This window comes from Pseudomonas alkylphenolica (genome assembly GCF_004025535.1).
GTDB lineage: Bacteria > Pseudomonadota > Gammaproteobacteria > Pseudomonadales > Pseudomonadaceae > Aquipseudomonas > Aquipseudomonas alkylphenolica_A.
On record NZ_QJRG01000034.1, the window covers coordinates 33,414 to 46,869 of the forward strand.

Consider the following 13,456-nt stretch of genomic DNA (forward strand, 5'->3'; position numbering starts at 1 on the left):
AGGGCCATCTAAGGTACACAATCGAAGGTGCGCCCGATGCTTAACGCTGACGCGCTCGCCTAGCAGCCCTGTGTGCATCGAGGTGCTGCATTTCAGCCTGCCATTCAGTCAGGAATTTTTCCCAGTCGTGGGCATATGGGCCATCGATCACGCGCGTCGAGCCGATGCTCGCTTGTAGAAAACGCTCACGCCACGGCTGTGGAATACTGGCCTCGTCAACAATGTTGATACTGGAACTGTGGCGCTCAATCAGGACTGCTTTGCGGGCAGCATCGATATCGAGGCCTGGATGACTTCGGTTTAAGTCGACGCGCTCTTGGTCTTCAATGTTGTCTAGGACATCCAGAATCGCAGCAGCCTTCGGATCGCCAGGCATCAGGTGCGACAGTGTCCAGAGCGCTTTGCGCCTGACAGACTCACGCGTACGAAGATCATCAGCCATGTTCAGTGACTCGATTTGAACCGGCAGTTAGTCGACGATAAAGGTCGGTTAAGAGGCGAGCATCCAGCAGCGCGTGATGTGGAAGTTCGGGGAGAGTCACGTTGCCGATATCATCCGCTTCGAGATGCCTGAATAGCAGGATCAGGTTGGTTGGACGATTGGCAACGTTAGCTGGCCAACGATGATTTACGTAGGCCAATTGGCAGAAGAGATCCCAGTCCCAATCCGGAGCATCCGAGCAAATCTCGAGCGGGCCTTCAAGGTTGCTTAGGAAGGCGAGCAGGGATACTTGAGCTTCGGCCAAGGGCTGCCCACATGCAGGCATGTCGAGCTGAGGCAGCACGTTCTGGATCACGAAATCGCTGCAGTCTGCCACTAGGTAGGTGTCTGTGAGTTCAACGTAGTATTCATGGCCGGCTTCGGACACCAGTGCCAGCGAGATCAGCTTCGTATCTCGGTTGAGCTGGGTGAACTCACAGTCCAGAAATAGCTTCATTCTCTCCTCCGTTGCCTTTACCCTTATTCACTTAGTTTAGAGATCGACATCGTCAAAGATATTTCGCACTCCACCTGTTACAGAGGGGCGAATGAAATCGCTGCGTCCGACTGCAGGTTCTTCGCCCCGCTCCTGCGACACCTCACTCACCCAATCGTCAACTCGACGCCGTTGGGTATCAACCACATCCTCGATACCAGGCCATTCCGGAAAGACCGCGTAAATACCCTCTAGCTCATAAATAAAATCAGAAAAGTGGTTATCAGGATCGTTTTCGTAGCAATACGATTCCTGCAGGGATTTGCGAACTCTATCCAGGACAGGCAGCACATGTTTCTGTACATCGCTGTAGAAGTCTTCACGCTCGTGGCTAGTGAAGAACTCATGCATCTCGTTATCGTAGATGTGCCCGAGCTCATCATGAACAAAGACAAAGTTCCGGATCTTGGTGGAAATCGCTTCTCTCGCTGACTCAGGTAAAAGCCCTTGCCGTAGCAGACGGAGAGCTAGATCAGACGACCTCGTGAACAGATTTATCGCGAAGTCACGAACCAAGCTGGAGTGCAGCTTTCCATCAGTTTTCGAGTAGATGTCTAAGAACACGTCATTTGTCCTGCGCTGCAGAAAAGAATACAGCCTTCCCCGCCTCGTGAGCTCCATGTCGCCCTCGCCAGCAACGTATTCGCAGCACCGGTTCGCGATTTCTGCGAACATGCTTGAAGGCAAAATCGTAGCGTTCTGAACGCCTGCGTAGCCGCATGTCACCAGCTCCATCAACCGCTCAATCGGTGTTCCATTCACAAAAATCTGCAGATGCTCAGGACTCTGGGCGAGTATCAACGCAAAAGCATCCCCAATCGTAGGATGCTTATATCGCCAGAAACGTCCATCAGCCGTATCTGCCATCTGAAGAAAACTACCCCGGAGGCTCTCCAGTGCTCGGATACACCCGGCCTGGCTACCGCCCAACCTTTCAATTGTCTGGATCTCGCCGCTAGACAGACTCACCGGGCTTTCGATTGCTCCATGCTTCATGTAGAGAAGAGCAAGTGCGGCCTGGCTCTCGTCATCCATGCCCTGCATCGTCTCGACGAGCCATCGCTCCTGCTTCGAGACAAATTCGTCGATATTTTTCTGGTCAATCTTTAGCGCTTTGGTGAATTCAACGCTCCCCAAGCGCCGAGCAGTCTCGGGAGCGAACCGACTGTGAGCTGCCACTGCAGGAAGAAACTCCTTCAAGACCGTCCGAACCCGCTGTGGTTGGTTTCCAAGCTTCACATGGTTGTAGAGGATTTCTGACTTTTCCTGGGAGGTCAGCTCTTTCACGTCGATGACAACCTGGCTCTCTTCCATCAGAGGAAATGCTGTTTTCTTGAGGTCACGCCGTGCGCTGTTGTAAATGTAGTCACGGCTGGTCAGAACTATCCGATGCCCACCTCGGATCATAGTCGTGAGAGCGGGAAGAATCCGGTTCCACTCCATCACCAAGTCTGCTTCGTACTGCATCGCCCCGAAGGCGTCATCAACCCATACGAACTGCGATGCTTCTTCAGTATTCCAGTGATCTCTTATCTGCTCAGGCCTCTCCAGCTTCAATACCAGGCTTCCCCATTTGTCCATCGCACACATGGCCATGAGTGAGGCAATCGTTGTCTTACCTGCTGCGGGTTCTCCAACTAAAAGAACAAAGCCATGCTGCTGAAGGGCTTGAAGCGCTTTGCGATAGGTGCCCGTCACCACGAGCTTTGAAAGGTCGGGAAGCTCCGTCAGCAACGCCTTCGTCTGCTTGTACCGTCTCTCATCCAGAATCTGGCTAAGGTCGCCAAGACCGTAGAGTCGGGGCACGTTCATACGCAGATCACTGTTCAGCTGGATCTTCTCGCAGATCCAGGTAGAGCCCAGCAAAAGCACGTGCTTGGCCCCAGCATCCTCAAACGCCAACCGTATTTTCAGATTGCTATCTCCTGTCCAGCTTGCGTTTGTCATCAGGACATAGGCATCACACTTTCCTTTGGCGACGAGTCGGCGCACCTTTTCAAGCTCACCGGTCACATCAGATAGAGTGAGATTGTGATCACGGCGCGATGTGAACTTGCACTGGATGACGAATTCGCCTGCATACACTTCGTTTGGCTGAGGAGACCACGTTCCCTTGAATCCACCATCGCGGCCTCCGTCATTTCCTTCAAGGAACGTCTCGACTGTTTGGCCCAAAACTGTTGAGGTTACCGCCATGCACAGTTGCTGAAAACTATGCCAACCTAAGAGATGAAGGTCGTATTTTGGGGGCGTCATGGGCATTCGATCCTTGCAGCAAAATCTAGAGGTCGGACAGAAAGCCATCATAGCGGAACTGCAATAATGCCGGGGCTGCGGTAGCAGAAACGCACTCACTCACCTACGGGCGAGATTGAATTGGAGGATATTTGGTTTATTAGACAGGTCAGGCTGATCCGCCATGGAGAAATCGCTGCCAACGCCGGCGAATCCAGCCTGAATCACGTGACAATTCCTCTTACGCCAAAAGGGGTTGAGCAACGACACGCTGGCAAAAGAGCTGAGTGAATTCGCAATGGAAGAAACCACCAAGGTGACCCATCCCCGGCCTAGGACTTGCGACTACGTGGTTTTGAAAGGGCTCAAACATGGCGCCGAGTTTATTGGCATCCTCGAGGCGAAACACTCCGAGACCTCCCCGAAAAGACTCGACCTGCAGTGCTTTCTCAATGAGCGTGGGCTGCCCACTGGGATGCCCTTCCCCCTCAATTTCTTCTCTGATTTCGAAGGCAACATGATCGAAGAAGCCTTGACGGCTGTCGGCAAGAACCATGTTGCCCTCATCGAGGAAGTCACTGACCTCGAGGCAGTCGAGCTTTCGTCCATCTCGGACAAGACTGATCTCCTTCACTTCGCCCTGCAGTACAGCGAATGCTTCAAGCTTAAAGAGGATCTGATTACGCTCCTAAAGGTGTAACCTCTCAGCGCAAGGTGAGCCACCCAGATCCAACCGTGGTGGCTTACCTTTCTATGGTCAGAAATCCGCGCCCTTAGCTTCTATGATTACCTTCCGATGGTGCTTTCGACGACCCTGGCGACGATTGTAGAAGAAAATTCACCTCAGTAAGGCTGTGGACAGGGTTTAGCCGAACAGTGTTCGCCTGCAAACTGTCGCCAATCGTTACAGCATGGTGAGTGGAAGAATTTGCTGTTCAATCACTCGATTCAGCCTATCCAGCAGTTCGCCTATACCAAAGGTAAGAACGCTACTGACAGATTGCTGATCATTGACACGATGGATTTGTTGTCCACCGGGCGTTTCGACGCGTTCTGTCTGGTTTCCAGTGACAGCGACTTCACCCGCCTTACCTCCCGCCTGCGCGAAGAGCGCCAGACGGTTTACGGTTCGGCAAAAAAAACACCAAAGTCATTTGTAGATAGGACTATGGAAGGAGATCCCTCCCAAACTGCCTAGCCACACAAACACGAGCCTTCCCATAAGGGACACCTTTATATTCGTCAGGCTTGAACTCCAAGTGTTCCTCAAGCTCAATTTTAAAATCAAGCTCATCATCATGAAACCGACGCCTTGAAGCTAGTCCTCTAACACGCTTGGCAAGGTAATAGGCACGTTCAGAATAAGTTCCGTACCGATGCCTCAGTTGAAAGGTTTTGATGGAGGCACTTGAACTGTTAAGATTTTTGACAGCGGAAACTTCCAATTTATACTGATCTTTAGGCAAGGTCAGACTAGCGAACTCCGCCAACTTATCAGCAGCTGCTGCTATAGGCCCAAGTGAGAAGTCGATTGACTCTTCATCTAATAGAGGATTTAGGTGAGGCGTTACAGAGAAATCGATCTGCCCTTTCATCTGAGGGCCATTACACTTCTCGCAGCACGGAATAAAATTGTACAAGGATAGGGCTAAAAACGGATAATCTGCCTTCCCGTAATAATGATCAATAGGAGGTCGATAGCCTTTGATTTCTTCGTCGGGCAAGCAAGTTCCGGTCTCAATCATATGACAATAACAGCAGACTTTATACCGAGCCCGCGAACACAAATCATAAGCAGTCCAGGCTCTAGCGGATTTCTCAGAAAATGAACTGTAATCAAATACCAACTTCATTTTCTCAACCGCACAGGCCCGAAGCAAAGGCCCACTAAAGGCTGTTAGAAAACTCTGAATGCAATCCGCCAACTCCGCCGACTGCCCATAGACTATGATCCGTCTATTTTCAGCAATAAACTTAGCGACCTGCCCCTCAACGATGGAACTCCCCAGTTTGGCCAGACCATCTTCAATGGCTTGCTCCAGGAATGTAGCATGATCATTAACAGCTGCAGCCCAAACATCCGATATATTGATGATCACGACCGCCCGCCTCTCTGCAGGAAAGCGCGAATTGCCTCATCGCCAATTTCGCCTATTAATGCCAGATCTGACTTTGTAAGCTTATTAAGTTTGGCCCGAGCATACATTTCATTGATTTTGCTAGCTGCGAAAACCCCAAGAGAGTTTGACTCGAATGATCCAGATATTACGTCCTCGATTGGCGCTCCGAAAGTCTTTACCTTCACACTGGAGTCTAAGCTTGTTACATATATTCCAGGTATATCAGCTGCGATAAGTGGTGAATGAGACGCCAAGATAACCTGCAGACTTCTCAGACTGTATTTTCTTTTAAGTCCACCAAGGTACTTATTCACAAGCGTAATATACTTTCTCTGCCAATCAAGATGGAGATACGCATCCCCCTCATCGATCATTAGCAATACAGAACCTCGCCCACTCTGAGCCGCTGTGGCTACCGCATCACCTATATGGGCGAATTGATCAATCAGAGCCTGAAGTCCAGAGCTGAGCAACGACCATTGGATACTTATTGGAGTATTATACTGACGCACAGCATCAAACTGGGCTACGCCATCGATCAAGAAGGAAATAGAACGGTCAGTGAATTTTACGTTACAACCATAATTTCTAAGCACCTCGGAACAACGAGACACCAAGTCCTGGATATGATCAATTCCTACCTGAAAATCATAACGGCGTATGATACCTAGATAAGATAACAATGAGAGAGCGTAGTCGACATCCTCCTCTCCCCTCTTGCCCTGCAAATATTCTACGACCGCAAGATGATGAATGCGCTCGCCACAAGGAAAATGACTCAGCACGTAATCATCCAATAGAGCAACGATGGACTTAAGACAATTTTCTAGCTCATCATCGAGACTTCTGAAATCACTCGACTCCTTGATGCGAGTTGACTCGTAGCTTTTAAGCTTGGTAACTAGATTTTTAAGTTGAGAATGCGTTATATGATGCACGCGCTGCTTGAGAGCAGGTATAAAAATTGCTCGGTAGACATTTTTCGAGTATGAGAGAGTCGCAGTAAGCTGGGTATTTTCACCTAGGGCGGTGGCAATCTCTCCAAGCTGGGCCATTCGCCCATGCTCCTCTCCGAGTTTTTCAGTATTCCTATTCTGAGGAGATGCATCAATCAACCCAGCCCTACGACTCATTTTGCGTTTATAGGGCAAGCCGGAATAATAGATAGCACAGAAATCATTATCGTGATTAGACAGGGTATAAACATCACCACGCCTATCTTTGACATAGACTTTGGTATCCCCTCGCCCAGGCGCAGACACCGCTTCAGCAATCAAATTGAGCAGGTGTGTCTTACCCGACCCGTTCTTTCCCAGGATCAAGCTGACTGAGTCAACATCAAAAATCCTACCGACCTGCTCAGTGACCGGAGTAATTAGTTCCAGCAGTCTTTCTTCAATGCGGAGCCCAACGATAGTAGGCATATAAAATCCCTTAATAATACGCCAAAAAGCAAGTCAACTAAAAAATCACGAGTCTCAGGCGCACATATCACACTTTAGTTGCTTATTTATATACAACCCAAACGGGGTATGGAAATCTTTTACCCTACCAGGATGATAATGAGCCTTTATCGACGATGGCGGGAGATTGCAGCTCAGCCTGTAACCAGGTGACGACGAACTACCCAAGAGCCTCCTGGCTCGCCGTTGCCCCCAATGGGAGAGTATTACCCTTGCTCCAGCCAGACGCTCCCTGGCGGGGATCAGATCAACGGGGATGTCAACTTCAAGGATGGTTGGAATGCCCACGTCCCGAAGCCTGAGTCGGTAGTCATCCTCCCATGTGTCCTCGACATGGATATTCGCAGCAAGTGCTAGTAAATACTCGCTTCCACTAATGATGTAGTGGCCGTGATCCCGAATCATTTGGTGGTCGTCAGTGGAGAGCCAGATGGAGCCACGTTCGTCACCCCGCCGCTCGCCCATCAAACGGATCGCTTTGTTTAGAGCAGACGTAGGGACATCGGCATACAGCCGACGAAAGGTTTGCAAGATCCGATCTGGCTCCTGCCCTCGAAGGCCTTCCTCGAAATACGTGGCCAGGCTTTCAGGCCGACATCCATGAAATGCCTTGGCGTGGGTGTAGTAGCTCCACAGCTTTTCGCTGAAAGCTGGCAACACCTCCTCTTGGTTCGGCAGCCAACGGAAGTCATCCGACCAACACTCAGGCCGAGTGGTCTCGATGTGCTGGCGTATCGGAGGCGTGAGCACCTGGCTCGCATACCTAGGGAGGGCGTTGAGCCAAGCTCGACGATTACGCCAGTCGAGGACACGTTCAATCATGCAGCGTTCCTGTTGCATTGATGGTGGGGAGCCTCGCTTGCTTGCGGGCCAAGCCACTATTGTGCTGAATATCGGGGCACAAGGCCATCACAGTGCGGCTGAAACTGAGGTTTGGAACCCATTACTATTTTCATTCCCGTTTAGAGTTGACTTTTCCTACTGAATCGATTCATCAGACCATTTTCTGACGACAAAACTATATCATTCCCTAGATCACAACCTGACATTAAATCGGATCTACAAGGGCCCCGAATGGCCGTGATATTATTCTGCCACCCAGCACTTCGGCATTCTTTTGAAAGGAGTTCATGTGAGTCAAGAAGATGATGAGAAATACCCAGCTAGCGCGGTGTCCTCTTGGAGTGGCTTCGTCTATCAGGGGAAGATCGCATTGTATCACTCCCTCAGGCTCATCCACGATGGCGACCTGGACTTTGAGCTTCAGCTAGACAGTAGCGACGATTTCGCTATTTATAAAAATGGGACACTGCACACGGCCCATCAAGTAAAAGCGAAAATAAGCAAATATCGTAGCGGCTACAGCAACGCGCTCGAGCAATCTACACTCATCGAACATGACAAGATAAAAGGCACGACTCGTTACTTCCACGTATCTGTACCGCTAAACAATATCGAAGACCACACTGGCGCTAGCGGAGAGACAGTAAAATTCTATCGCTATGGTGACAATCATTACTGCGGTCTTGGCGAAATTGAAGGACTAACCAAAGAGCTTATAGGAAAAATATGTGAGCAGCAGTCTATAGCCGCAGGTGAGAATCTCTTAAATTTTAACTATTGCTTACTTTCAGAAAAGATCAGCACTAAAGCTATACACAACCACAAGCTAAACCAAGTAGATGGAATTTCGGAAGACAAAGCGGCATACGAGGGTCGAATAAAGGCCAGTAGCATTTTAGAAGAGGTACTGACTGAAAACCCCTACCAGAATCGGGACTACTATGCAGTTCAATTGAAGGCCAGGCTACAAACCCACCTGGAAGAGCGACTGGATCAGGCTCTCCCAACAATGAATGACGCCAACTATCAGAGGGCACTACGCCTGTGTGAGCACATTCGAGAAACACACATCAATGAACTAAAAACTTTATGCCAGATGATGAAGCCCTCCGAGCGGTTTCAAGATGTTCAAACGAACGACATCAGGCGCTACACCAAGCTCATCCAAGCAATTTCGGCAGAACCCATTTTTTGTCATCTTCCTCATTATCTTGACAGCGAAAACAGATTCTACGTACCTACCGCTCTTGACATCGATGAAAGCGAAGAGTGTGAGTCTGACATGATCCGTGAGATGAAGAACAATGGGGATCTGCTCAGGCTGCTCTTTGAATACAACCATCTAATTGCAAGCAAGTCAGAAACCTCATTCACATTCAATACTAAATTTACAAACTCCGACGACCTAGACGACAAACAGGTCACGAAAAAAATTGAAAGCAACATCACCAAGTCGCTGTGCATTAGCGTGATAACTAAAGACGACGCGGAGGGTCGATTGAATGATAAAGCAACTAATTGATGAAGCACTTGTTGCGCATGGCTTTGTAAGCGAGCACAAAGTAGACACCACAAATTTTTATGTTCGCGAAACAGAATCAGCCATCAGGTTTGCAGTTCTCCATACTCTGGACGACCTCATAGATCCAGCCGAACTCAATACCAGAATCAACCACCTTGCTCCTGAATCATTTACCAAAAATCCGAGTTTCAAGAAGAACTGCGACTTGATTTGCATTCATCGCCTTGACGTCCTCCCAGAATTCAAGGATCACGAAGAAGAAATCTTCGCCATTGAGGAGGATCCGCATTTTTATAAAAAGTATGTCCTCTACTACAGCATTGCAGAGGAAAGCGCCCTTGCCAACTTCACTTACGACAAACTTGTAACAGTAATCACTGATAAGAAAGAGTTTCTCGATTATAAGGAAAACCCTCTAGCTGCTACACAGTACAGCTTCGCCGCCAAGACCTTTATCAAACTCCCGTTCTTAGAGCTACCTAGCCACGAAGGAAATCTTGTGTCCTTACGTTTACAAGCCGTTGAGGCCGTTGCAGAAGCTGGCCTAAACGATACGTATGCGACAATCCAACAAGTAACCGACAAGAACGCCGACGAATTTATCAAGGAAATGATTCGCAATGAAATGGAAAATATCCAAGATTGAAGTCTCTAGTTTCAAAGCATTCAAGCACATTTCCTTGGATCTTGGTGATTCATACTTGCTAACCCTGGATGGCCCGAATGGCTATGGTAAAACCAGCATATTTGACGCAATCGAATTGCTACTTACAGGCCAGATTAATCGCATACAGAATCTATTTTCTACGTTGTTAACGAGAAATAAGAGAGACTATGCAGACAACCTTTTCTGGAACAATCGCTCGGGCGAGAATGATCTCTACATCAAAATTGAATTTTCTACCAGTAACCGGAAGCTTGTTTTAGCCCGGCATTGTCCGGTAGCAATATTCAAAAAACCGGCGAACAACCGGGCTGACAAGTATGAAAACTTCAAACTCTACGAACTTCCTGAATTCGAATCACTAGACTTCACAAAGATCAACCAACGAGACAACAACTTCCTCGACGAGATTTTCGGAAAGAATTTCAGGGAAAACTTTTCTTTCCTCAACTATCTAGAACAGGGTCAAAATCGACTACTACATACCAGGGTAGACGAACGAAAGGATAAGCTTGGAAATCTCTTCAACATTAGCGACATCGAATCCGAGATCGATAACTGCACAAACATATACAACAAACTAACAAAGCGTATCAATGACCCTGAGCGCAAGGCACAGGCTGAATCGCTAACAGAAGAAATTAACACCCTGCGAGGAGCGCTGCAGGCACAGACTGGAGTTATTGAATATAAAAAGCTCTCAACGACTGATATCCAACCAGCTTGGGATAAGGAAATACTATTTTCAACCTATTCGGCAGTAGACCATACCACCTATCAAGAATCAGTTCGCAAGATAATTGATCTTTTACCACTCAAAGCCACAATCAGAACTAGAGTCCACAACGAAGCTATCGATACCGACATTGATCGCAACGAAGAATCCTTGAAAAGTCTGGCTCAATTTGGCAAAGACCTTGGCAAGCTCGATACGCTTGAAGCTATCAAGAAAAAGATAGATGAACTGGAACGTGCCGCAGGCATCATCAAACGCGGCGCTACAGTCATCAAGCTCAAAGAAGCCCAATCGCTGCCAAACTGGGCTGAGGGACGCCTTGAGTGGTTTGAGTCACAAATTGAAGCCCGAAACAATCTGCAAGAGAAAAGCAGTACCAATGCTAACGTCGCAGCAGAATTGGAAAGACTGAAGCGGCAGCTCCTTGAGGAACACAAAAAGTCTTATCCAGATGATCAGCTATGCCCTCTGTGCGGTGCTGACTGGGAAGACCATAAATCAATGGTGGATGCCATTGCAGAGCGGGCCAAGCAAATATCTGACTCACTGGGCCAAGATGGTAAGGACTTAATAAAACTCATCGCAACAATGCATGCCGAACTCGGTCTCATCGATACCGACATCCAATCCGACCTAAAAAATCTTTCGCCCACGTTTGATCAAAAACTTCATGCAGAACTCACAAAAATTAAACTTCGCCTACCGGCCATCACTCAGCTCCTGGAAAACCTGCAACGCGAAAACATTCAACCAACCGACTCGTTCACGGACGTTGATGACATCATAAATGAACGCCTTGATAAGCTGAAAGAAGCCCTAAGAAGCAAAAAACAGGTCGAAGCAGACGCCTTAGCGCTGCCTGAAGACTGGAGAGAAACAACAAAAAGCGCCTTCAAAGACCTCCAGGATTTTTACATTATCACGGCAGAAGACTTGAACGGTAAGGAGCAGTACATATCGATCAAAGCTAACGAGGCTCAAAGCTCTAGACTTCAAACCTGTATTGGCGACCTTAAGCTTATACAGAAAGAAACCCTTGCAGCCCAAAAGGTTCAGGCCAAAGTTGAAAAACTCCGCACCACATTGAAGAAGACAGAGCAGAATTATACCGACCATACAATTTCGGCAATTGAGCTCATATTCCACATCTACAGTGGCCGGTTAATCCAGAACTACCAGCGTGGTCTGGGCCTGTTCATCGAGAGCCGTGAAGGTACGCAGTTGAGATTCCTAACCGCTGAGAAGTCTGAACACGACGCAGTCATGTCCATGAGTTCCGGCCAGGTTTCGGCACTGAGCCTCGCCTTCTTCCTTTCTCTCAACAAGGTTTACGCTCGGGTACCGCTCATTCTCATTGATGACCCGTCGCAATCCTTGGACGAAGTGAACGTCGCCTCCCTGACCGACCTACTCCGTTGCGAGCTCAAGCATTGCCAGCTAGTCGTATCCTCGCATGAAGAGGATATTTCAGCCTACATGCGCTACCGGTTCGACAGGGCGGGTTTGAGCACGAGCTCGCTCAACATGCAGCTTTTGGCGAAAGAGGCCTCGTAAGACCCACCTGTGGCCACCTGGTAGAGCTAGGTGGCCACAGCGCGGAAGCATCGTGTCTGTTACCGACGTTGGCTGGGGGCTGAACTGAACCGAGCCGTGACAAGCCACGTCTCGGGCCTACGGGCTTCCATCCTCACGCCTGCGCGCTCCGCTTGCTTGGTACTCGCCTGGAAAGGGCAGTCTGGCGCAGCGAACCTGAATTCTGGCGGCGCTTTCCAGCGGGCGAGGCAAGCATTGCACTCAGCTCGCAGGAAACCCACTTTTGCTACAACCTGAGGGGTTAGATCCAGTCTTCTTCACGTAAGTGACACATGTGCTCTCTCCAATGGACGTAGTCGTTGCCACTAACCTAGCGCAGGTATGTGTCCCAATCCAGCCCTGGAAGGCCTGCCAACACCATATCTGACGTAGTGTCGTCCGACGAGATGCGGTTGACGATCCCTGGAATCATTCTGACGCATTCGACCAGAGCGCGAAGGTATACTCGCTTTACGTGTGATGGCCACTGGGCAGGTATCTGGTTAATGAAGCATGTCAGGCTGATCCGTCATGGCGAAAGTGCCGCCAACGCAGGCGAAGCCACTCTGGATCACGCGAGCATTCCCCTCACAATGACGGGTGTCGAACAAGCGCACTTGGTGGCCCGGTCGTTCAACCATGCTCCTGATCTCATAGTTACCTCTCCGTTCTCTCGAGCGCAGGCAACCGCGATGGCGACCGTCGCTGCCTTCCCTACTACCCCGTTTGAGATCTGGCCCATCCACGAATTCACCTACCTTGAACCAGCGCGGTGTGCCAACACTACAGTTGCCCAGAGGCGAGATTGGGTGGAGGCATATTGGGCCAAGTCAGACCCCGCGTTTTCGGATGGTGCAGGCGCCGAGCCGTTCTTGGACTTCATATGCAGAGCTCAGTCCTTCCTAGATCAGCTTGCAAAGCATCCCGCCCAAAACATCGCGGTATTTTCGCACGGGCAGTTCATCAACGCCGTAGCTTGGCTGATCGACCGTAAGCCGCTGGTCATTGATTTGCGAGCCATGGCGGACTGGCGTGAGTATGAAATTACCAACCACGTGCCTAACTGTTGCGGCTACATGTTATCGATGCATTCAGACGATCCAGCTTGGAGAGTCAGCCCGTCAGCCCCTGAGGAGCCGCGATTGGAAGTAACTCGACGCGTACCAGGCAGAGCTTACCAAGCGGTTCGTGATCCGAAGCGGCTGCTCGTTGAGGCGCGCGCCGAGGCTCTGTCAGTTGCAGGCTATCCGCACCTAGATGATGATTCGGCTATGTACGCTGAGCAAAGACTGAAAGCTGCGAGAGAAGTTGCTAGTTCGTCCGA

Annotated in this window: 10 protein-coding genes and 3 pseudogenes; 7 read left to right on the forward strand and 6 right to left on the reverse strand. The window is 49.5% G+C overall.

Translation table 11 applies throughout. From position 1 onward, the window contains the following. Nucleotides 1-40: 40 nt before the first annotated feature. From DM813_RS04140 to DM813_RS04150, 3 genes are read right to left on the reverse strand one after another with little or no spacing between them, the layout of a single operon-like run. The gene (locus DM813_RS04140) at nucleotides 41-442 is read right to left on the reverse strand and encodes a hypothetical protein (protein WP_128322172.1); all 402 of its coding nucleotides are present in this window, start codon (nucleotides 440-442) and stop codon (nucleotides 41-43) included. Beyond that, entirely contained in the window at nucleotides 435-938 is a 504-nt protein-coding gene (locus tag DM813_RS04145) for a 3'-5' exoribonuclease (protein WP_128322173.1), read from the reverse strand. The genes DM813_RS04140 and DM813_RS04145 overlap by 8 nt, the downstream gene beginning before the upstream one ends. Nucleotides 939-974: 36 nt before the next feature. Beyond that, nucleotides 975-3,233, reverse strand: coding sequence for a hypothetical protein (locus DM813_RS04150; RefSeq protein ID WP_128322174.1), 2,259 nt, complete (start codon nucleotides 3,231-3,233; stop codon nucleotides 975-977). Nucleotides 3,234-3,371: 138 nt separating this feature from the next. Between DM813_RS04150 and DM813_RS28590 the strand changes: the two are divergent. From DM813_RS28590 to DM813_RS04165, 3 genes and pseudogenes are all read left to right on the forward strand, one after another. Further along, nucleotides 3,372-3,497, forward strand: a pseudogene (locus DM813_RS28590) (histidine phosphatase family protein); the annotation flags it as partial. Nucleotides 3,498-3,510: 13 nt separating this feature from the next. Further along, nucleotides 3,511-3,912 carry a hypothetical protein gene (locus DM813_RS04160; RefSeq protein ID WP_241653132.1) on the forward strand — a complete coding sequence of 134 codons (402 nt, stop codon included), beginning with the start codon at nucleotides 3,511-3,513 and terminating at the stop codon, nucleotides 3,910-3,912. A gap of 207 nt (nucleotides 3,913-4,119) precedes the next feature. Beyond that, a pseudogene (locus DM813_RS04165) lies at nucleotides 4,120-4,371 on the forward strand (NYN domain-containing protein); the annotation flags it as partial. A gap of 7 nt (nucleotides 4,372-4,378) precedes the next feature. On the opposite strand, the gene DM813_RS04170 reads toward DM813_RS04165, so the two are convergent. The 3 genes from DM813_RS04170 to DM813_RS04180 are packed head-to-tail and all read right to left on the reverse strand — an operon-like array spanning nucleotide 4,379 to nucleotide 7,617. Next, nucleotides 4,379-5,311 (reverse strand): hypothetical protein, encoded by a 933-nt coding sequence (locus DM813_RS04170; protein WP_128322176.1) that lies wholly within the window; start codon nucleotides 5,309-5,311, stop codon nucleotides 4,379-4,381. Next, a complete protein-coding gene (locus tag DM813_RS04175; RefSeq protein WP_128322177.1) occupies nucleotides 5,308-6,756 on the reverse strand; it encodes an AAA family ATPase in 1,449 nt (482 codons plus the stop codon). The genes DM813_RS04170 and DM813_RS04175 overlap by 4 nt, the downstream gene beginning before the upstream one ends. Before the next feature lie 54 nt (nucleotides 6,757-6,810). After that, complete coding sequence (locus tag DM813_RS04180) at nucleotides 6,811-7,617, reverse strand: hypothetical protein (protein WP_128322178.1); 807 nt, start codon at nucleotides 7,615-7,617, stop codon at nucleotides 6,811-6,813. Nucleotides 7,618-7,927: 310 nt separating this feature from the next. On the opposite strand from DM813_RS04180, the gene DM813_RS04185 reads away from it, so the two are divergent. The 4 genes and pseudogenes from DM813_RS04185 to DM813_RS28595 form a co-directional block, all read left to right on the forward strand. Next, nucleotides 7,928-9,160, forward strand: coding sequence for an ABC-three component system protein (locus tag DM813_RS04185; protein ID WP_128322179.1), 1,233 nt, complete (start codon nucleotides 7,928-7,930; stop codon nucleotides 9,158-9,160). Further along, nucleotides 9,141-9,806 carry an ABC-three component system middle component 1 gene (locus DM813_RS04190; protein WP_128322180.1) on the forward strand — a complete coding sequence of 222 codons (666 nt, stop codon included), beginning with the start codon at nucleotides 9,141-9,143 and terminating at the stop codon, nucleotides 9,804-9,806. Before DM813_RS04185 ends, DM813_RS04190 begins: the two co-directional genes overlap by 20 nt. After that, entirely contained in the window at nucleotides 9,781-12,114 is a 2,334-nt protein-coding gene (locus tag DM813_RS04195; protein ID WP_128322181.1) for an AAA family ATPase, read from the forward strand. The genes DM813_RS04190 and DM813_RS04195 overlap by 26 nt, the downstream gene beginning before the upstream one ends. A 524-nt stretch (nucleotides 12,115-12,638) precedes the next feature. Then, nucleotides 12,639-13,247, forward strand: a pseudogene (locus tag DM813_RS28595) (histidine phosphatase family protein); the annotation flags it as partial. Between the last annotated feature and the right edge of the window lie 209 nt (nucleotides 13,248-13,456).